Annotated in this window: 20 protein-coding genes; 6 read left to right on the top strand and 14 right to left on the bottom strand. The window is 68.4% G+C overall.

The genetic code is table 11. From position 1 onward, the window contains the following. The first annotated feature begins 88 nt into the window (after positions 1-88). Entirely contained in the window at positions 89-385 is a 297-nt protein-coding gene (locus tag NRB20_RS24735; protein ID WP_153413029.1) for a hypothetical protein, read from the top strand. A gap of 7 nt (positions 386-392) precedes the next feature. Here the strand turns inward: NRB20_RS24735 and NRB20_RS24730 are convergent, their stop codons facing one another. The 7 genes from NRB20_RS24730 to NRB20_RS24700 all read right to left on the bottom strand — a co-directional run bounded on the left by NRB20_RS24730 (position 393) and on the right by NRB20_RS24700 (position 8,729). Continuing rightward, positions 393-803 carry a hypothetical protein gene (locus NRB20_RS24730; protein ID WP_153413027.1) on the bottom strand — a complete coding sequence of 137 codons (411 nt, stop codon included), beginning with the start codon at positions 801-803 and terminating at the stop codon, positions 393-395. A 147-nt stretch (positions 804-950) separates the two neighbouring features. Beyond that, entirely contained in the window at positions 951-1,523 is a 573-nt protein-coding gene (locus NRB20_RS24725; protein WP_153413025.1) for an adenine phosphoribosyltransferase, read from the bottom strand. 39 nt (positions 1,524-1,562) lie between these two features. Next, positions 1,563-3,263: an ABC transporter substrate-binding protein gene (locus NRB20_RS24720; RefSeq protein WP_153413189.1), complete on the bottom strand. Its 1,701-nt coding sequence runs from the start codon at positions 3,261-3,263 to the stop codon at positions 1,563-1,565. Positions 3,264-3,374: 111 nt separating this feature from the next. Next, positions 3,375-4,592 (bottom strand): protein translocase subunit SecF, encoded by a 1,218-nt coding sequence (secF, locus tag NRB20_RS24715; RefSeq protein ID WP_153413023.1) that lies wholly within the window; start codon positions 4,590-4,592, stop codon positions 3,375-3,377. After that, on the bottom strand, positions 4,592-6,445 hold the full coding sequence (gene secD / locus NRB20_RS24710; protein ID WP_319945370.1) for a protein translocase subunit SecD: 1,854 nt from the start codon (positions 6,443-6,445) through the stop codon (positions 4,592-4,594). The genes secF and secD overlap by 1 nt, the downstream gene beginning before the upstream one ends. Positions 6,446-6,581: 136 nt before the next feature. Continuing rightward, the gene (yajC, locus tag NRB20_RS24705; RefSeq protein WP_153413021.1) at positions 6,582-6,998 is read right to left on the bottom strand and encodes a preprotein translocase subunit YajC; all 417 of its coding nucleotides are present in this window, start codon (positions 6,996-6,998) and stop codon (positions 6,582-6,584) included. Positions 6,999-7,241: 243 nt separating this feature from the next. After that, complete coding sequence (locus NRB20_RS24700) at positions 7,242-8,729, bottom strand: flavin-containing monooxygenase (protein WP_319945344.1); 1,488 nt, start codon at positions 8,727-8,729, stop codon at positions 7,242-7,244. 153 nt (positions 8,730-8,882) lie between these two features. On the opposite strand from NRB20_RS24700, the gene NRB20_RS24695 reads away from it, so the two are divergent. Together NRB20_RS24695 and NRB20_RS24690 are read left to right on the top strand one after the other, a co-directional pair. After that, complete coding sequence (locus NRB20_RS24695) at positions 8,883-9,437, top strand: DivIVA domain-containing protein (protein WP_194289995.1); 555 nt, start codon at positions 8,883-8,885, stop codon at positions 9,435-9,437. Positions 9,438-9,812: 375 nt separating this feature from the next. Beyond that, entirely contained in the window at positions 9,813-10,805 is a 993-nt protein-coding gene (locus NRB20_RS24690) for a hypothetical protein (protein WP_153413015.1), read from the top strand. Between the two features lie 389 nt (positions 10,806-11,194). On the opposite strand, the gene NRB20_RS24685 is transcribed toward NRB20_RS24690, so the two are convergent. Together NRB20_RS24685 and NRB20_RS24680 are read right to left on the bottom strand one after the other, a co-directional pair. Beyond that, on the bottom strand, positions 11,195-11,740 hold the full coding sequence (locus tag NRB20_RS24685; RefSeq protein WP_153413013.1) for a hypothetical protein: 546 nt from the start codon (positions 11,738-11,740) through the stop codon (positions 11,195-11,197). A 294-nt stretch (positions 11,741-12,034) separates the two neighbouring features. Further along, positions 12,035-12,469, bottom strand: a complete 435-nt coding sequence (locus NRB20_RS24680; RefSeq protein WP_153413011.1) for a DUF1707 SHOCT-like domain-containing protein — start codon at positions 12,467-12,469, stop codon at positions 12,035-12,037. Between the two features lie 384 nt (positions 12,470-12,853). On the opposite strand from NRB20_RS24680, the gene NRB20_RS24675 reads away from it, so the two are divergent. Together NRB20_RS24675 and NRB20_RS24670 are read left to right on the top strand one after the other, a co-directional pair. Further along, positions 12,854-14,248, top strand: a complete 1,395-nt coding sequence (locus tag NRB20_RS24675; RefSeq protein ID WP_319945343.1) for a sigma 54-interacting transcriptional regulator — start codon at positions 12,854-12,856, stop codon at positions 14,246-14,248. Positions 14,249-14,273: 25 nt separating this feature from the next. Then, positions 14,274-16,229 carry a vWA domain-containing protein gene (locus NRB20_RS24670; RefSeq protein ID WP_153413009.1) on the top strand — a complete coding sequence of 652 codons (1,956 nt, stop codon included), beginning with the start codon at positions 14,274-14,276 and terminating at the stop codon, positions 16,227-16,229. 106 nt (positions 16,230-16,335) lie between these two features. Here NRB20_RS24670 and ruvB read toward each other — a convergent pair whose 3' ends face one another. The 4 genes from ruvB to NRB20_RS24650 form a co-directional block, all read right to left on the bottom strand. Beyond that, positions 16,336-17,418: a Holliday junction branch migration DNA helicase RuvB gene (gene ruvB, locus NRB20_RS24665; protein ID WP_153413007.1), complete on the bottom strand. Its 1,083-nt coding sequence runs from the start codon at positions 17,416-17,418 to the stop codon at positions 16,336-16,338. 6 nt (positions 17,419-17,424) lie between these two features. Beyond that, a complete protein-coding gene (gene ruvA / locus NRB20_RS24660; RefSeq protein ID WP_319945342.1) occupies positions 17,425-18,030 on the bottom strand; it encodes a Holliday junction branch migration protein RuvA in 606 nt (201 codons plus the stop codon). After that, complete coding sequence (gene ruvC / locus NRB20_RS24655) at positions 18,027-18,596, bottom strand: crossover junction endodeoxyribonuclease RuvC (protein WP_319945341.1); 570 nt, start codon at positions 18,594-18,596, stop codon at positions 18,027-18,029. Before ruvC ends, ruvA begins: the two co-directional genes overlap by 4 nt. A 170-nt stretch (positions 18,597-18,766) precedes the next feature. Continuing rightward, positions 18,767-19,276, bottom strand: coding sequence for an O-acetyl-ADP-ribose deacetylase (locus tag NRB20_RS24650; protein ID WP_153413001.1), 510 nt, complete (start codon positions 19,274-19,276; stop codon positions 18,767-18,769). A gap of 76 nt (positions 19,277-19,352) precedes the next feature. Here NRB20_RS24650 and NRB20_RS24645 point away from each other — a divergent pair, with 76 nt between their 5' ends. Continuing rightward, positions 19,353-19,667 (top strand): DMT family transporter, encoded by a 315-nt coding sequence (locus tag NRB20_RS24645; RefSeq protein ID WP_319945340.1) that lies wholly within the window; start codon positions 19,353-19,355, stop codon positions 19,665-19,667. A 61-nt stretch (positions 19,668-19,728) separates the two neighbouring features. On the opposite strand, the gene NRB20_RS24640 is transcribed toward NRB20_RS24645, so the two are convergent. Continuing rightward, entirely contained in the window at positions 19,729-20,316 is a 588-nt protein-coding gene (locus tag NRB20_RS24640; RefSeq protein WP_227833825.1) for a hypothetical protein, read from the bottom strand. Between the last annotated feature and the right edge of the window lie 74 nt (positions 20,317-20,390).

Here is a 20,390-nt window from a genome sequence, read left to right as displayed (position 1 = left end):
CACTGGCCGGACCGCCCCGGATCGATGTAAACTCGACTTACCAAGTGGCCTAACGGTTTTAGCGATTCGGCGACGGGATCCGCTCAGTATGGACAGATATCGCAGAGCCCCCGGCCGTGGCCCGGTGGGCGCGCTCATCAGCGCTGTCGGCAGTATCTTCGCCCTTATCGAGATCGTGCACATGCTGATGCTGCTGTTCGGAGTGAATCCGGTGAACAGAATATTCACCGTCATCACCTCGCTGGCCGAATCGCTCGCGCTGTTCTTCCCCGGACTGTTCGACACGGGCAATCACGAACTGAACATCGTCGTGGATTACGGTCTGGCAGCGGCGTTCTGGCTACTCGCGGCCGGTCTCGTGGCGCGCATCTTCGGCCGCCTCTGAGAGCGCGTCAGCGGCGCGGGGTCAGGAATTCGAGCCGGTGATGCTGGAGGAATTCGAAAGCCGGCGCCCAGTGCCCGGTGAACACATCCTGCTCATGCCCGACGGTATGCGCCGAGGACGCCCCGACCTGCGGATTCTCGCAGACCACGCGCGCATCGTGCCGCCCCTGCCGCACCGGCCCGCTGTCCAGGCTGACCGTACCGTCCTGAGCCACCGCATGCCACGGCATATCGATACCCGTGGCCGTGATCCGGCAGGACTGCCCCGGCTTCTCCCCCGAGACGCGCGCGGTGATGGTCTCCCCACCGTGCACATCCACCGACGGCGAGGCCGAGGCGGTGGCGGCGCCGACCGCGAAGACGACTCCCACCGCGCCCACGATGGCGATGCTGATTCTGGTGTGCTGCGCTCGGCTCATAACTGTGAGTATGGATCCGGATCCCTGTGTGATCGCTGAGGAACAGCGATGATTTCGGTCTGCCCGCGAACGACCCGGCATCCGGCCGCGCCGCCGCGGGCACGAGCATAGCGACCCCTCGGCCACCCCACAACCGCAGACCGAAATCTACAGCTGCACAATCGAAGTCAACGAATAATCACCCTGATGCGCCCGCCCGCCCAGGGCGCTCAGCTCGAGCACCACCGCGGCGGCGACCACCTCGGCGCCGGCCGCGGCGAACAAACCGGCCGCAGCGGCCAGGGTGCCGCCGGTGGCCAGCACGTCGTCCAGCAGCAGCACCCTGCGGCCCTTCAGATCGATACCGTCGGCAGGGATTTCCAGTGCGGCGGAACCATATTCGAGGGTGTACTCGCGCGAGAGCACCGGCGGCGGCAGCTTACCGGCCTTGCGCACCGCGACCACGCCGGTGCCCAGCGAGGCCGCGACGCCCGCGCCGAGCAGGAAGCCGCGCGCGTCCACCCCGGCCACCAGATCCGCGTCCGGCGCGCACGCGCCCAGGCAGTCGATCACCGCGTGGAATCCCTCGGCATCGGCGAACACCGGCGTCAGATCGGCGAAACGCACACCGGGAGTGGGGAAGTCGTCATGCCACCGGGTCAGCCGCCGTACCGCCTCCCCGGCCCGTGCGACGCGCTCACCCACCGCGTCGGCCGATTCGGTCAAACCGTGTTTACTCATCCGCACCCACTCCACTCATCCAGCGCCCGGTATCCGCGCTCACCGCCGCAACACCCAGCGATCCATATTCCACCCCGCACCGGCCTCGGTGGGGTTCACGATGCCACTCTGCATACCGTTGCCGAACGCGATCGTCCGCGGTGTGTTGAACAGTGGAATCGTCGGCATCTCGTTCCACAGCAGATTCTCGGCCTCGGCGCGCAGATTCAGCACGTTGGTCGAATTGTCGTCCGCCGCAAGCTGATCGACGATCGCATCGTAACGACCGTTGCCGTAGTGACCGAAATTCAGGCCCTGGCCGGTGTACAGCGCCGCGGCCGCGGCGATACCGGACAGCGATCCGGCCGGACCGGGCGCACCGGCGGTGCCGCCCAGCGCCGCGTCCACGCCGGCGCCGAGCTGGGTCGGCACGAAGGTCGGCGAGCCCGCGTCCACCACGGTGATCCCGGCCGCGCGACACGCGTCGGCGATCATCGCGACGGTCTGCGCCCGCCGATCGTCCGGGGCGCGATATCCGACGCGCACGGTCGGATTGCTCACCCCGGCCGAACTCAGCGCCTGCTGCGCCCCGGCGGTGTCACCACCGGCGTATTTGTTCCCCGCACCGCTGCTCGGGCCGTAGTACAGCGAATCCGCCTGTGTGATACGGGAATTCAACGGGCCCGAACCCAGACCCGACTTCTGGTCGAACCCCGGATGCCCCAGTTTGTCGAACAGCGCCTTGCGCGGCACGCACAGCCCGAACGCCCGGCGGGTGTCGGCCGACGCGAAGACCCCGGAGGTCGACAGCGTCAACTGCTCCGCACCGCGACCGGGCACCTGATTCACCGAGAATCCGCTCAGGTCCAGATCCTTCACCGACCCCGCGCCGATGTCGACGACACCGATCGCCTTGTCCGACATCTTCTTCTTCATGTCGGTGTTCTTGGGCCACACCACAATTCGCGGTGTCCGGGGCGCCAGGCCCCACCACTTGTCGTTTTTGACCAGGACCAGACCGTCGCTGTCACTGTACGAATCGATCCGGTACGGCCCCGAGGACGGGAAGAGTTTGGTATCCACCTTGCCCGGGGTGAGATTCCAGCCGGTGTTCCAGAACTGCGCCAGTTTGCCCATCACGACCGGATCGGCGGACTGCACCGCCGACACGATGTTCGGCACCCCCGTGGCCTGCGCGATGATGTGCGCGGGCAGCAGGCTCGCGGCGCTGAACAGCGTCTGCCAGGGCAGGAAGTGCCGCCCCGGCCGGAAGACGACCGTCGCGTCCTTCGAACCGGACTGGCACTCGACCTTCTCGATATCCCGATACCCTGCGGTACTCGCCGCATCGAACATCGGCACCTGACCACCGCCGGGCCCGGGCTTGGTGAAACGCCCGCTGCGCGCGGCCCACTCCAGCACCAGATCGTCGCAGGAGGTCGGCACCCCGTCGGAGTACGCGCCCTCCGGGCTGAGCCGGTACTGGATGGTCTGCACATCGCCCGGCACCTGCTTGGCCGTGCCGTAGTCGGTGTCCGCGACCTGCTGGCCGTCCGGGCCGGTGTAGAAGAATCCGGTCAGCACGCGCGAGAACACCGCTGCCGCACCGCCGTTCGCGCCCAGCGTGCTGCCGCCGTTGTAGCTCAGCGGCACCGCGTCGACCGCATAGCCGATCGAGGGCACCTGATTCTTCGCTGAACATCCGGCCAGCGCACCACCGGCGAGCGCACCCGCCGTCAGCACCCCGACCGTCCGCAGCATCCACCGACCGCGCGCGCCGGACCCCGGGTGGTTACGCACGCTGCCCTCCGTCGTTACGCAAACTTCCTCCGCTGAATTCGCCGCGCTCGCGGCAGGGCAGCGCCCGCATGTTCAGTGCCTGTTCTTGTGCCGCTTTCCGGTCGGCCGCGCACCCGGACGGGGTGCGGCGGACCGGGGTGCGTCGTTCACCGATTCCCGGCGGCGGGGCGCGCCGCCCGAGGCCGCCGCGCGACGCGGCGCGTCGGACTCCTCCTCGTCGCGGGGAGCCCGGCTCCTACCGGCGCGCTTGTTCAGCACCTTCCTGGTGTGCGCCGCAACGGGCCCCCACCGCTCCTTGATCGAGACCAACAGCGGCACCGCGAAGAAGATCGAGGAGTACGCGCCGACGATCATGCCGATCAGCTGCACCAGCGCCAGATCCTTCAGCGTGCCGACACCCAGCAGCCACACCGCGATGACCAGCATGCCGATGATCGGCAGGATGCCGATGATGGTGGTGTTGATCGACCGCATCAGCGTCTGGTTGGCCGCGAGGTTCGCGAACTCGGCATAGGTGCGGTTGGTGCGGTGCAGCACGCCGCGGGTGTTCTCCTCGACCTTGTCGAAGACGACGACGTTGTCGTAGAGGACGTATCCCAGAATGGTCAGCAGACCGATCACCGCCGCCGGGGTGACCTCGAATCCGACGATCGAGTACAGGCCCGCGGTCACGATCAGGTTGAAGAACAGCGAGGCGATCGCGGCGATGGACATGTCGCGCTCGAACCGGATCGCGATGTAGATCATCGTCAACAGCACGAACACACCCAGCGCGATGAGCGCCTTGCGGGTGACCTGACCACCCCAGGTGGAGCTGATCTCCGCGATGCTGATCGCGTTGCGGCTGACCGTGCCGCTGGAATCCTTCGGATGGAAGGCTTCGAAAAGTCCGGTCTGCACCTTGTCCTGCTGCGCGGCATCCAGTGTGTCCGAACGGATCTCGTACGAGGCCGCGGCGCCCGAGCCGACCTTCTGCACCGTCACCGGGGCGTGCCCGAGCGCGTTGGCGTAGGCGTCGGAGACCTGCGTGGTGCTGGTCCCGGCCGCGGCGGGCAGCTGGATCCGGGTGCCACCGGCGAAGTCGATACCGAGGGTGAAACCGCGCAGTCCGATACTCAGCAGCGCGATCAGTATCAGCACCGCGGCCACGACGTAGTACATCCGGCGACGCCCGACGATCCGGAATCCACCGGTACCGGTGTAGAGCCGTTCGAAGAATCCGTGCTGGGGCGCGGCGACGGGCTGATCGTTCACAGTGTCGGTCTCCATGACTGAACCGGGGTTGCTCATCACGCCTCCTTACCGGCGGGAACGCCGGCGGCGGCCTTGCGTTCACGCGCGTACTGCGCCACCGCGCCCAGGCCGTTCACCGACGGCTTGGCCCAGAAGGACGAGCGCGAGGCCAGCATCATCAGCGGTGAGGTGACCAGATACAGCACGATGACGTCGAGCACGGTGGTCAGACCGAGGGTGAAGGCGAAACCCTTCACCTGACCGGCGGCCAGAATGTACAGCACCGCCGAGGCGATCAGGCTGACGGTCTTACCCGACAGGTTGGTGCGCTGGGCGCGGGACCAACCGCGCGGCACCGCCGACCGGAAACTCCGGCCCTCCCGCATCTCGTCCTTGATGCGTTCGAAGAACACCACGAACGAGTCCGCGGTCATACCGATACCGATGATCAGACCCGCGATACCGGCCAGGTCCAGGGTGAAATTGATCCACCGGCCCAGCAGCACGATGATCCCGTACACCGCGAAACCCGAAGCGACAAGCGAGAATCCGGCCAGGAAGCCGAGCATCCGGTAGTAGAGCAGGCAGTACAGCAGCACCGCGAGCAGACCGATCGCACCCGCGATCAGACCCGCGTGCAGCGAGGACAGGCCCAGCGTCGCGGACACCGTCTCGGCCTCGGAGGTCGCGAAGGACAGCGGCAGCGAGCCGTACTTGAGCTGGTTGGCCAGATCCTTGGCGGTGGTGGCGTTGAAATGTCCGGTGATCTGGGTGGTGCCGCCCTGCTGCGGACCCTGCTGCACCACCGGCGCGCTGACGACCTTCGAGTCCAGCACGAACGCGATCTGCTGGTTGACGTAGTCACCGGTCAGCTTCGCCCACGGATCGGAGTGCTTGAAGCTCAGATCCACCGACCACTGCGACTGCTGCTGGTCGAGCGAGGCGCTGGCGTCCTTGATGTCCTGACCGTCGATGCGGCTCTTGTCCAGCAGGTAGGTGCCGGTGCCGTCGGTCGCGCAGGTGACCAGCGGCAGATTCGGATCGTCGTTACCGGCCAGCGGATCGGGCTTGCTGCAATCCAGCGTGGCCAGCGCGTACTGCTGGATCTGCGGGTTGGTGCTCTGCCGGATCAGCTTGGCGTCGGCGATGGCCTTCTTGGTCTGCTCGGCGGGGCTCAGCGTGCTGGCCGGGGCCGCACTGGTCGGAGCCGGGGTGCCGGGCTTGGGCGTCGTCGTGGCCTTCGGCGTCGTGGAGGGCGTGGGCTTCTTCGGCGTCGTCGGCGGGGTGGTCGGGGCCTGCTGGTGGTTCAGGTCCTGGGCCAGCGGCACCTGGTAGTCCGCCGGGAACACCCGGTTCTGCGGCGCGTGGTTGGCGGCGCTGGGCTTCTGGGCGCCCGGCGCGGGTGCGGGGGTCGCCTTGCCCGGAGTCGCGGCGCCCGGAGTCGCGGTGCCGGGCGTCGTCATACCCGGCAGCGGCAGACCCGGGGTGGTGTTGCCGGTCGGCCCGCCCGGCAGACCACCCGCGGCGGCCTGCTGACCGGATTGCAGCACCGGGCGGATGTAGAGCTTGGCGGTGGTGGCCAGCGACTTGGCCTGCTGACCGTTCTGCCCGGGCACCGTGATCACCAGGTTGTCGCCGTCGATGACGACCTCCGACCCGGCGACGCCCAGGCCGTTGACCCGGGACTCGATGATCTGCTGGGCCTGTTTGAGGCTGTCCTGACTCGGCTTGTTGCCGTCCGGGGTGCGCGCGCTGAGCGTCACACGCGTGCCGCCCTGCAGGTCGATACCGAGTTTGGCCGCCGCGGTCTTCGCATCGGTGAAGTACACCAGGCCGTAGATCACGATCAGCAGCAGCGCATAGACGCCGAGCAGCCGCAGCGGATGCCCCGTTCCCTTGGAAGGTGGCACAGTTCTTATCTCCTGGACGGTGTTGGGCCGGACAGTGGACATGGTGAGCAGGCGGATGCCGGTCGAACGGTCGACTGCGGACATGCCGCAGCGCCGTCGCACACGGCCGGTGCGGCCGGGCGACGACGCGGATCGGTCATTCCTTGGTCAGCCGCGCGTTGGTGTCCTCGACGGACTCCTCCTCCACGGCCGCGCCGTTGGCCGCGGCGTGCGGCTGCTCGGTCTCGGCGGCGGGGTGCGCAGGCTCGGCGGCCTCGGCCTCGTCGTGCGGCGCGAGTTCGGCCGACTCCGGGGCCTCGTCGACGCGCACCTCGCGGACCGCGGCACGCAACCAGGTGGTCACGACATCCTCGGCGATCTCCAGATCGACGGTCGTCTCGTCGAGATCGACCACGGTGCCGTACAGGCCCGAGGTGGTGGTGACCTGGTCGCCGACCTTCAGGTTCTCCTGCATGGAGGTAGTGTTGGCGGCCTCACGCTTCTGACGGCGGACGCCGAGGAACATCGGCACCAGCAGGGCTACCAGCAGCAGGGGAAACAGCAGTTGCGCCATCGTTGTCGTCGGTCCTAGGTCTGTCGGTGGAAGCGGTCCGGCGGACGCCGAACTGCCAGCGTAGTACCCCAGTCTGCCATCAGCTCGCCGTTACCGCCCACGGCGGTCGTCTCGAGCACCCGCACCGACGCCGACGCCGTCGCGACCGGGTGGTCGTCCCCGGGGTCGGGCGAACACTACCCCACCGCGCGTCGGCGGGGCCGTGCGGCCGTCGCGCGCGGGTGTCGAAGACGGCAAACCGGACTACGCGCTGTCGTAGACGTAATCGTCCAGCGGGAAGCTGACCGCCTCGCGGTGGGCGTTGAGGGTGCTGGTCGGGCGCAGCAGGGCGGCCTCGCCATGCTGGTTGAAATAATAGCTGCGCGCGGTCGAGCACTGGCCGTCGTAGAAGACCGACGATTCGAGTTTCTCGGTGACGCGGTCCAGGAATTCGGTGTTCGCGCGCTCGGTCACCTCGAACACCTCGGCGTCGCGGCGGAACATCTCCCCGAACAGCCGGCCCATGTGTTTCATCTGGGCCTCGATGGTGGTGAAGTACGACAGGCCGCTGTAGGAGTACGGGCTGTTGAGGCTCAGGAAGTTCGGGAACTTCGGCACCGTGATGCCCTCGTACGCCTGGAATCGGTTGTCCCGCCAGAACTTTCCGAGATCGACTCCGTCGCGGCCGATGATCTCGATGGCCGGGAAGTTCACGTCCCACAGGTTGAATCCGGTGGCCAGGATCAGGGTGTCGATCTCGGTGGTGCGGCCGTCGGCGGTGACGATGCCGTCGGGTTCGACACGTTCGATGGAGTTCGTCTCCAGGTGGACGTGCGGTTCGTTGAACGTCTTGAAATAGGTGTTCGAGAACGTCGGCCGCTTGCATCCGAAGTCGTAGTGCGGAGTGAGTTCACGCCGGGTCTCCGCGTCACGCACCTGGGTGCGCAGATGCGCCTTCGCCAACAGCCCGGCGCCGCGATTGAGCAGTTTGGCCTGCCGGAAGTGCAGGACGCCGATCACCATCAGGGCTTCGAGCGCGGTGGTGTTGGCCAGGCGGGCGGCCTGCTGGGTGAGCGGCACCCGGTCGAAGAGGTTCTGCACGACCGGCGGGATCGGCATATCGATCTTGGGTACCACCCAGATCGGGGTGCGCTGGAAGACCGTCAGTTCCTCGACCACGCGGGCGACCTCGGGGACCAACTGCACGGCGGTCGCGCCGGTGCCGATGATCGCGGCCTTGCGGCCGGTCAGGTCGTAGTCCTGATCCCAGGCGGTGGTGTGGATGATCTTGCCCGCGAACGTCTCGATGCCCGGGAACGGCGGGGTGTACGGCTGGGACAGGAAACCGGTCGCGGTGAGCAGATAGCGCGCGGTCAGCGGTTCGCCGCCCTCGATGCTCACCACCCACTGGTTCTGCTCGGCGTCCCAGCGGGCGCCGGAGACGACGGTGTCGAAACGCATCCGGCCGCGCAGATCGTATTTGTCGGCGACGTGTTCGGCGTACCGCTTCAGCTCCGCACCCGGCGCGAACAGGCGCGACCAGTGCGGATTGGGTTCGAAGGAGTACGAGTAGGTGACCGAGGCGATATCCACCGCGAGGCCCGGATAGCGGTTGACGTGCCAGGTCCCGCCCAGATCGCTCTCCCGCTCGAGGATCACGAAATCACCGAGCCCGAGCCGGTCGAGCTCGATGCCCGCGCCCATACCGCCGAATCCGGCTCCGACCACGATCGCGTCGAATCGAGGCGCCACGACGAACCTCCCGTCAGAAAAAGTATCTGATACAGCATGACACGCCATTTGCCCGGGACACACCCGTCCGCCACCGCGCGCATACCGGCACCGATCCAATAACCCTGACCCGCACCACATCCGGGCCCACCCATAGTAAGAATGTTCGGTGTGATGACCGAGGACGTGCGTGATACCCGCTTCGCCAGGACCCCCGCCGGACACCGCGGCTACGACGCGACCGAGGTGGACGCCTTCTGCGAGCGGATCTCCGCGGCGTTCGCGGGCCGCGCGATGCTCAGCGCGGCACAGATCCGCGACCACGAATTCGCCTCGGCCGCACTCGGACACAGCGGATACGACCGCGATCAGGTCGACGATTATCTGGACCGCGCGTGCGTGAAGCTGGAGTACGCGCGACGCGGGGACGCACCGCATCCGGGTCCGGAGCCGCTGAGCCCGCGCGATGTGCAGCGGCTCCGGTTTTCCGCACCTCCGGCCGGGCGGGACGGGTACGCCGCCACCGAGGTCGATACGTTCCTGGACGTCGTCGCCACCACCCTCGCGCACGCCGGGCCCACCGGGCTGAGCAGCCAGGACGCCAAGGCGATCGATTTCGGCCCGGCCCGGCCCGGGCTCGCGGCCTATTACGCCGATGAGGTGGACGCCTTCCTGGACGTCGTCGTGCGGACGCTCACCGAGCAGGAGCAGGCGCACACTGTGTCGTGAATGGTGCACACCTCGCCGTGAGGAATGCACACCGCATCGTGAGTAGTGCGTACCGCATCACGAACAGCGCACACCGCATCACGAACAGCGCCGCTAGTTCGTGCGCGGCGCATGCCACTTAGCGGACGGCGCACATCACATGGCGGACAGCGCACGCCGCGTCGTGAGCGGTGCACGCCACACAGCGGACAGCGCACGCCCCGTCGTGAGCGGCGCACGCCACACAGCGGACAGCGCACGCCCCGTCGTGAGCGGCGCACGCCACACAGCGGACAGCGCACGCCCACTCGTGAGCGGTGCGCACCGCTCACGAGTGGGCCGTACCGCGTCGTGGGTAGTGTGGGCACGCGATCCGGCCGAGCGGAGAGGTGACGCATGCACTGGGATCAGATGACCGCCACACCGGACGATCTGCGTAAGCGGGCCACCCGGTTGCGCCGTGGCGTCGGGCAGCTCGGCGTCATCGAGTCGATCCTCGATGCCGCCGACGGGCCGTGGCTGGGCGTGATGGACGCCGACGGTCGCGGCACCGCGGAACTGCGCATGCACCTGGCGGGCCGCTATCGCCTGACCGCCGTGGTGACCAGTGCCGGAAAGCTGAGCCTGATCCAGATGCACGCGCCGACGGTCGGCGAGCGGGTGATCTCGGGCAAGCCCGCGCTGCGGCAGGGCTGGGACGAGAACGTCACGATGCCCAAACAGCCCGAGTGGCTCGATTACGTCATCGACTGGGTCGGCCGGGCCAGCGCGGACGTCGACCGCCGCACCGTCATCGCCTGGCAGCTCGAGGGCGCGGACCGCCGCCTCGCCGCCATGGACGACACCCTCGAGGGTATGCGCGCCAGCCTCGCCGAACGCGAACAACTCCGCGACGAACTCGCCACCGAAATCCACCACCTCCGCACCGAATTCGCCACCCTCCCCGAACCCCCCACCGCCACAACGGATTCCGTCGTCACCGATCACCCGGCCGACCCCGAAACGGTCGCGCCACAATCCACCGTCGACATTCATCTCACCGAATCCACCCCGGCCGCACCCGAAATCCCCGGCGACCCGACCGATCCGGACGCATCTGTATCCGCCCTCCCCACCGAGAGTCGCCCCGGCGAACCCGCAACGGCGGTAATCGGACTCCCGAGCAGCGACTCCCTTGCCACTATGACCGAATCGCCCCACCCCGATGACGACAGCCCGCCTGGCCTCGGCACGAATGCGTCCGAAATCCCCAGCGCGACGGAAACTCCCGATACCGGCACTCCCCCGGGCTATCGGCTCACTACCCCCAACACGCGCCCGGAAGAGAATACGGACATCGTGCACGCGCCGACCGACCTCTCGAGCAGCGCGGCCGACGCACCGATCTGAGTTCCGGTACGAGCCGGGCGAATTCGAAAGCTACTGGCACCCGACCGCACAGCGCGCACCGCACCGCACAGCGCGCACCGCACCACACAGCGCGCACCGCACCACACAGCGCGCACCGCACCACACAGCGCGCACCGCACCGCACCGCACCGCACCGCACCGCACCGCACCGCACCGCACCGCACCGCACCGCACCGCACCGCACCGAGTGTTCGCGACACCATGTGCATCCATCGGGAGCGATATCGCATCCGACACCGAGGAACTGGACTGCGACTGGGCAACACTTCCCAGCCGGGCCCGAAAGACGCAGCGCCGCCCGGGTGAGTACCCGAACGGCGCTGCGCGAGGAGAGATCTCGGCCGGAAAACCGACCGGGCGGGTTGCGGCTACGGGGTGGAGTAGCCGATCAGGGCACCGATGCCCGCGCCGATCGGGATGGTGACCAGCGCGCCGACGCCGCCGAGGAAGAAGCCGATCACCGCGCCGATACCGGCGCCGATCAGGGCACCCACACCCGCGTTGTACTGCTTGCGGGCGTTGGTGTCGGCCTCGTTGATCGACTTCACCACATTCGACGAGGCGGATTGCGGTGTGAGGGTGAGGGTTCGGCCGTCGTTGGCGATGCGCGGGGTCAGGCCGACGAGGCCGGAGGCGGAGCGCAGGCCCAGCGGGACCGTGGCGACGACCGCGCCCGAGGCATCGGTGAGCGTGACCGACCGGGCGTCCGGCGTGAGCGCGAACCGACCCGCCGCGACGGTCGTGGCCACACCGGTGTGGTCCGCGGTCGGCGCGACCGAATACTGCACACCGTGGTCGGCACCCTGGATGGCGGTGACGGCAGGAGTGACAGGCTGTGCTTGGACGACACCCGCGGTGACGCCGGTGGCACCGATCGCGAGCAGCGCGGTAGCTGCGAACTTCTTGGCTCTCATATGCTTTCCCCTCAATCCGTCGGTTGGTTCACCGACACGTCCGACCCCCGACGCTTCGACCGCATCCATTCTGGCGGAAGCCTCGCGGGGACGGTCGTTTTTGGATCACATTGCCTGACAAGGTTTCCCTGGACGAGATTGCCCGGAACGGCCGCGAAACGCCACCCCAACCGCGCACCCGCACCCGTTACCACGGACAACCAGCAGGTCGGCGTTATCAGTGATCTGGATCACGCCTGATGTAGAGGGTGCGAGAACCGTTGTGCGGCAGGTGGACAGCCCGCCGCGCCGCATTCACATCCGGTAGTGCCGGCGCGGCCCACGCACCTGTCGTCCCCATCCCCGGCGGCTACGAATGAACACGAACAACAGCACCGGGACGATGAAGAACGGGAACACATGGACCGTAACGGCAAGTACCACAGCCGCTATCAGCACCACGAACGCGATCACGGGCAGCACCGGACGCGCGGGCCCGGCGGGCATCGCCGCCTGGGTCGGCCGTTGCGTAACCGGACGCGGCAGATCGCTGAACAGCACCGCGAGGTCCGCGGTCGTCTTCGCCGCGTAGGCCCGCGCCACCCGGTCGTCGTATTCGGCGACCTCGAGCCGTCCCGCCGCGAAATGCTCCCCCAGCGCCGCGGCCGCCTGTTCACGTTCGGCCGTGCCGATCCGCACGGCCCCCGAGTTCGCGGACGCCCCGAAGCCCGCGAAGTCTGCATCGGCCATCTCTACCGCCTCACCGGAAATTACGACATTCGAGCTGCCACCAGGGTAGATCGCCGCCGGACCGGTGCGCCTGCGCCGCGACGCGTATTCCCGGGTACGTCCGGCGACGCAGTTCGTACACATATCCGCCGAGCCATTTGAATGCCCGTGCGTGCCCGTCATTTCCGGATATTCCCCGACATCGGTCCGCGGAGGTGTTCGCGCAGAGCCGAATTCACCCGGCACCGCACCTCGAAACCCGCACCGGCCAGGCATTTCCCGGAATTTCGCGCGGCTGCCGGGCAGCCCGGATTCCACCGATACACGCCCGTCAACCCGTTTTGGGTCCGATAGCCGAGACCGGTCGCGTCGACGGGACCGCAAGATCGTCGTAGCGTCGATACGGTGACCGCACCGGAGAACCTCCCCACCACCGCGGGCGAGCTGCGCGCCGCCGGATATCTGCCGCGCAGCGTGAAGTCCGAGCTCCGCGAGAATCTGCTGGCCCTGCTGAGCTCCGGCGGCGACCCCTGGCCCGGCATCGTGGGCTTCGACCGGACCGTACTGCCGCAACTCGAGCGCGCGCTGCTGGCCGGACACGACGTCGTGCTGCTCGGTGAGCGCGGTCAGGGCAAGACCCGGCTGCTGCGCACCCTGATCGGCCTGCTCGACGAGTGGACACCCGTCATCGCGGGCGCGGAGCTGGGCGAACATCCGCTGGAGCCGATCAGCCCGGCCGGACGCCGCCTCGCCGCCGAACTCGGCGACGATCTCCCGGTCACCTGGCGGCACCGCGCCGAGCGCTACGCCGAGAAACTCGCCACCCCCGACACCTCGGTCGGCGACCTGATCGGCGACGTCGACCCGGTCAAGGTCGCCGAGGGCCGCAGCCTGGGCGATCCGGAGACCATCCACTTCGGGCTGGTCCCGCGCGCGCATCGCGGCATCGTCGCGGTGAACGAGTTGCCCGACCTGGCCGAACGCATCCAGGTCGCGCTGCTGAACGTCATGGAGGAGCGGGACATCCAGGTCCGCGGCTACACGCTGCGCCTGCCGCTGGACGTGCTGCTCGTCGCCACAGCCAATCCGGAGGACTACACCAACCGCGGCCGCATCATCACCCCGCTCAAGGACCGCTTCGGCGCGGAGATCCGCACCCACTACCCGCTCGATGTGGAATCCGAGGTGGATCTGGTCCGCCAGGAGGCCGAACTCGTGGCCGAGGTGGGCGATCCGCTGATCGAGGTGCTCGCCCGGTTCGTGCGTCAACTGCGGGAGTCGCCCGCGATCGATCAGCGTTCGGGCGTTTCCGCGCGATTCGCGGTCGCCGCCGCCGAGACGGTCGCCGCGGCGGCGCTGCGCCGGTCCGCGATCACCGGGGAGTCGCCCGCGGTCGCGCGTCCGGTCGATCTGGAATCGGTGCCCGCGGTGTTGCGCGGCAAGCTGGAGTTCGAATCCGGTGAGGAGGGCCGTGAACAGGAACATCTCACCCATCTGATGCGGCGCGCGTTCTCCGAGACCGCCCGCGCCCGCCTCGGTGGCGTCAACCTGCGCCCGCTGGCCAGCGCGGTCGGCGACGGCAATCTGGTGACCACCGGTGAGCGAGTGCCCGGCAAGGACGTGCTGTCCGCCCTGCCCGAACTGCCCGTCCTGCACGAGGTCGCCGAACGCCTGGGCGTCGAGCCCACCGATCCGCCGACCCGGATCGCCGCGGCCGTGGAATTCGCCCTGGAGGCGCTGTTCCTGGCCCGGCAGGTCGCCAAGGACACCGACGACGGCCTCGCGGTCTACGGTGCGTGACCGCCGAACCCCTTTGTGAGAGACCATGACTGCCCCTGATCACTATTCCTACGGTCCGTATCACGACGGACCGGATCCGCTCGCGCCGCCGCTGGATCTGCGCGACGCGCTGGATCAGATCGGTCGCGAGGTGATGGAGGGCGGCTCACCCCGGCGCGCGCTGGAGGAGCTGCTGCGGCGCGGTATGCGCGATATGCGCGGCCTGGACGAGCTGACCCGGCAGGTCTGGCAGCGTCGCTCCGACATCACCCGCCGCAACCGCCTCGACGGCACCCTGCAAGAAGTGCGGCGGCTGCTGGACGAGGCCCTGAACGCCGAACGCCGGGCCCTGTTCCCCGATCCCTCCGACGACGCCCGCTTCGCCGAGGCCCGGCTCGACGCGCTGCCGCCGAGCACCGCGGCCGCGGTAGGCGAACTGTCCGAATACGATTGGCGTTCGGAGACCGGCCGGGAGAACTACCGCAAGATCCGCGACATGCTCGGCCAGGAACTACTCGAATCGCGCTTCCAGGGTATGAAGCAGGCGTTGCAGGGCACCACGCCCCAGGACGTCGAACGCATCAAGCGGATGATGTCCGATCTGAACGATCTGCTCGCCGCGCACGCCCGCGGCGAGGACACCGAACAGCAGTTCGCCGAGTTCATGGCCGAACACGGCGAGTTCTTCCCGGAGAATCCGCGTAACACCGACGAGTTGATCGATGCGCTCGCCGCCCGGTCGGCCGCCGCGCAACGCATGCTGAACTCGATGTCCGAGCAGCAGCGCGCGGAACTGTCCGAGCTGATCGGGCAGGCGTTCGGCGATCCGGAGGTGGCCGCGCAGGTCGCCGCGCTGGACGCGAATCTGCGGTCGCTGCGGCCCGGCGAGGACTGGGAGTCCGCGCAACGGTTCCGCGGCCAGGATCCGCTGGGCATGGGCGAGGGCGCGCAGGCCATGCAGGATCTGGCCGAACTGGACGCGCTGGCCGAACAGCTGGGGCAGTCGTATCCGGGCGCGCGGCTCGAGGACATCGACCTCGACGCGCTGACCCGCCAGCTCGGCGACGAGGCCCGCGTCGACGCCCAGCGGCTGGCCGAACTCGAACGTGAGCTGCGGCGGCAGGGCTTGTTCGAGCGCGCGCCGGACGGCTCGCTTCGCTTGACGCCCAAGGCATTACGGCGGCTGGGTGAGACCGCGTTGCGGTCCGTCATCGGGCAGTTGCGGTCGCGGCGGGGTGAGCGGGACACCGCGTTGGCGGGAGCGGCGGGCGAGCCGACGGGTGCGTCGCGGCCGTGGCGGTTCGGCGACACCGAGCCGTGGGATGTGTCGCGGACCGTGCGCAACGCGGTGCTGCGCTCGGCCTCGACCGGTAGCCGGACGGTCCGGATGGACGTGTCCGATGTGGAGATCGTCGAGACCGAACAGCGTTCGCGCGCGGTGGTGGCGCTGTGCGTGGACACCTCCTGGTCGATGGTGCAGGAGGGGCGGTGGGTGCCGATGAAGCGCACCGCGTTGGCGCTGCACCAGTTGATCAGCACCCGATTCCGTTCCGACGCACTGGAAGTCATCACCTTCGGCCGCCACGCCGGAACCGTGGACGTCTCGGAACTGACCGCGCTGGAAGGGGTGTGGGAGCAGGGCACGAATCTGCACCACGCGCTGCTGCTGGCCGGGCGTCACCTGCGTCGGCATCCCGACGCGGTTCCGGTGGTGCTGGTGGTCACCGACGGCGAACCCACCGCCCACCTCGAATCCGACGGGGAGGCGTACTTCAGCTGGCCGCCACAGCCGCGCACCTTGGCCGTCACCATGACGCAGGTCGACGCCCTGGCCAAACTCGGTGCGTCGATCACGGTGTTCATGCTCGGCGACGAACCTCGCCTGGCCGCCTTCGTGGATCTGGTGGCCCGGCGCAGTGGTGGCCGCGTCATCTCCCCCGACCTCGACGGCCTCGGCGCGGCCGTGGTCAGCGACTACCTGCACGGCCGCCGCGGACGCTAGGGCACAGCTCGTCGGTCAGCACGGTCCCGACGCAGAGCGATTCCGCTCGACGGTTCGGCACCGGAATACCCTGGGGCGTTCACACCGAAATACCCTGGGGCACAACCTATTCGAAGAGATCCAGGGTCGGATGGGACTCGCGGCCGCGGACCTCGATCGAGCCGAAGACCAGATCCGGGGGCGGAACCAAGCCAAGGTGTTCCCAGGCTGCCGCAGTGGCGACGCGGCCGCGGGGCGTGCGGGCGACCATTCCGGCGCGGACCAGGAAGGGTTCGCAGACCTCTTCGACCGTGGCGGCCTCCTCGCCGACGGCCACCGCGAGGGTCGAAACACCCACGGGCCCACCGCCGAAGCTGCGGACCAGTGCGCCCAGCACGGCACGGTCGAGGCGGTCCAGGCCGAGACCGTCGACGTCGTAGACGGCCAGGGCGGCCTGGGCGATGTCGACGGTGATCAGGCCGTCGGCGCGGACCTCGGCATAGTCGCGGACCCGGCGCAGCAGGCGGTTGGCGATACGCGGCGTGCCGCGCGATCGGCCCGCGATCTCGGCGGCGGCGTCGGATTCCAGGCGCACACCCAGGATTCGCGCCGAACGTTCCAGAATCCGTTGCAGCTCATCGGCTTCGTAGAAATCCATATGGCCGGTGAAACCGAAGCGGTCGCGCAGCGGACCGGTCAGCGCGCCCGACCGAGTGGTCGCGCCGACGAGAGTGAAGGGGGCGATATCCAGCGGGATCGAGGTCGCGCCGGGCCCCTTGCCGACCACCACGTCGACCCGGAAATCCTCCATCGCCAGATAGAGCATCTCCTCCGCCGGCCGGGCCATGCGATGGATCTCGTCGATGAACAGCACATCGCCCTCGACCAGGTTGCTGAGCATCGCCGCGAGATCACCGGCCCGCTCGAGCGCCGGACCCGAGGTGATGCGCAGCGCCGAACCCAGCTCTCCGGCGATGATCATCGCCATACTGGTCTTGCCCAGTCCGGGCGGGCCCGAGAGCAGTACGTGGTCGGGGGTTCCGCCGCGCTGTGTGGCACCGCGCAGCACCAGCGCCAGCTGCTCGCGCACCCGTGGCTGACCGATGAAGTCGTCCAGGGACTTGGGTCGCAGGCTCGCCTCGACCTCACCGTCGGAGCTGAGATAGCTTGCGGTGACCGGGGATTGCTCTTCCTCGAACTCCTCGTCCATCCGCGGCTACCGGTTCTTCCCGAGCATGCCCAGCGCCGCGCGCAACGTCTTGGACGTATCCAGCGCGGGATCCTCGGCCAGGATGGTATCGACGGCGGGCTCCGCCTGTTTGATGCCGAAACCCAAGCCGACGAGTGCCTCGATCACCTGATCACGCACCGGCGTGACCACCGGCACGGGCGTGGTGCCGGGCGGACCCGATTGCACCGGAACGAGATTCACCTTGTCACGCAGTTCGACCACCATGCGCTCGGCGCCGCGCTTGCCGATGCCGGGCACGCGGGTCAGCGCGGCCACATTGCTCTCGGCCAGCGCCTTGCGCAGTGCCTCGGGTTCGAGCACCGCCAGCACCGCCATCGCCAGCCGGGGCCCGACGCCCGAGACGGTTTGCAGCAGACCGAACAGATCCCGCGCCTCGGTGTCGGCGAAGCCGAACAGCGTCATCGAATCCTCGCGCACGATCATCGCGGTGAACAGCCGCGATTCCTCGCCGCGGGTCAGTGTCGACAGGGTCGCGGGCGTGGCGTTGAGCCGGTAGCCGACCCCGGCGGCCTCGATCACCACATGGTCGAGGCCGATCTCGAGCACCTCTCCGCGTACCGACGCGATCACCGGTCCACCGCCTTCCGTTGCCGGGCAAGTCGTTCCGTGTATTTGCGCCGCTGTTCGGCGGCCATGGCCTCGGCCTTGGCCATCCGCTCCTGCATCGGCGCCCGCCAACAATGACAGATCGCCAGGGCGAGCGCGTCGGCGGCATCGGCCGGCTTCGGCGCGGTCGCCAGGCCCAGGATCCGGGTCACCATCGCGGTCACCTGTGCCTTGTCCGCGGACCCGTTACCGGTGACCGCCGCCTTCACCTGACTCGGTGTGTGGAACGCGACCGGAATGCCGCGCCGCGCCGCCGCCAACGCGATCACCCCACCGGCCTGCGCCGTCCCCATCGCGGTGCGAACGTTGTGCTGGGAGAACACCCGCTCGATCGCCACCGCCTCGGGCCGATGCGTATCCATCCACTGCTCCGCCGCATCGGACACCGCCAGCAACCGATGCGCCAGATCCATCTCCGGCGGCGTCCGCACCACATCCACCCCGATCGCACTCACCTGCCGTCCGAGTCCGCCGTCGACCACACTCAGACCACACCGTGTGAGCCCGGGGTCCACACCCATCACCCGCACGTACACACCCCTACCCGATTCGCGAACAGTTGTTCGAAGTCTAGAGGATGAGCGGCAACCGCCCCGATACCGACACGGACCCCGGCTCCGGGCCCGATCGGGAACGCTTGCGCCGAGTTCGTCACGATCCAGCTGTAGCCGAGACCACCGACGTATTCTCGCGAAAGCGTTCAGACCAGCGCTTTCTCGAAGATCGCATACCCGTCGTGCGAGAACAGCACGAAGCTGACCCGCTGCACGGACGTGCCCGCCGAACGCACTGTCTCGATCGCGATTCGGGCCCCGTCGTCCATCGGCCAGCCGAAGATTCCGGTGGATATCGCCGGGAAGGCCACCGTCTGCGCGCCCAGTTCGTCTGCGACGGCCAACGATTCGCGATAGCAGGAGGCGAGCAACTCCGAACGATCGTCGCGGGCCGACCACACCGGGCCGACGGTGTGAATCACCCAGCGCGCGGGCAGATTTCCGGCGGTGGTGGCCACCGCGGCGCCGGTCCGCAACCCCTTGCCGTAGTGGGAGGCGCGCAACTTCCGGCATTCCGCGAGGATGGCCGGACCACCCTTGCGGTGGATCGCGCCGTCCACTCCCCCGCCGCCGAGTAGCGAGGAGTTCGCCGCGTTCACCACCGCGTCGACGGCCTGTTCGGTGATGTCGCCATGCACCAGTACGAGTTCGACCATGCCCGCCATTGTGCTCCGCCGCGCATCCGGCAGGAGCGGTGCGGGAGCGAACCGGACGGTCGCATACGGTACGGGGGTGGCCTGGATACTGTTGATCGTCTCGGGATTCATGGAGACCGCTTGGGCGATCTCGTTGGAGAAGTCCGAGGGATTCAGCAGGCTGTGGCCCAGTGTGGGCTTCCTGGTCGCGCTGGCGCTGAGCATGGCCGGGCTCGGATACGCGCTGCGCACGATTCCCGTCGGCACCGGTTACGCGGTCTGGGTCGGTATCGGCGCAGTCGGCACGGCACTGGCCGGAATGCTGTGGCTGGGCGAATCCGCCGCCGTGAGCCGCATCGTGTGTCTGCTGCTGATCGTCGCGGGAGTGGTGGGGCTCAAGGTATTTCACTGAGACATCGCGACGCGCGACGAATCGTGGTTCGCACCGGCCGCCGGTGCGAACCACGAAAGTCTCAGCAGTACTGGCAGATTCCGGTGGCGGGCAGTTGGATGAAGCACTGCGGGCACACCGCGGGGGCCGCGACCGGCTCGGGCTCCGGTTCGACCTTGCGCGCCTTGGCGACACCGCGCCGCGCCGCGACCTTCGGCGTCAACGGCGGCACGCCACCGTCGGCCGGAACCTCCGCGCCGTAGGTCTGGTAGCACTGCCACCGCGCGTACGCCGCATGCAGTTCCAGATCCTCCGGCGTCGGCAGCCCAGCGAGTTCGAGGACGTATTTGTAACTATCGCCGACGGTGTGGTTGGCCCGGACGCACAATGCGGTCAGCGGGGGTTCTCCCGCGCTGTGGCAGCGGCGCGCGACCTTACGCAGGATCGCGTCCATCCAGGTGCGGGTCGGGGCGTCGGTGCGCACGCCCGACATCTCCTGCACCCGCTCGGCCAACTCCTCGACAGTGATGAAATGTCCATAGCCGGTGGCGGTTTCGGCAAGGACCCCATGGGCGGCCAGCGCCCATGCCACGGCGGCGTCACGGAACGACACTGTTGTGTCGTCGCCCGCGAGCCAAGCTCCTGAAATTGTGGTGGCGGCAGTTTTCATAGCTTTCTAAAAATAGCCCTCGAACCCCTTCCGCCGAGCACCGACCCACCTTTTTCGGCCGCTGCACATCGAGA

The organism is Nocardia macrotermitis (genome assembly GCF_009604405.1).
In the GTDB taxonomy this organism is placed as follows: Bacteria; Actinomycetota; Actinomycetes; order Mycobacteriales; family Mycobacteriaceae; genus Nocardia; species Nocardia macrotermitis.
This window is presented reverse-complemented; position numbering and strand designations above follow the sequence as displayed.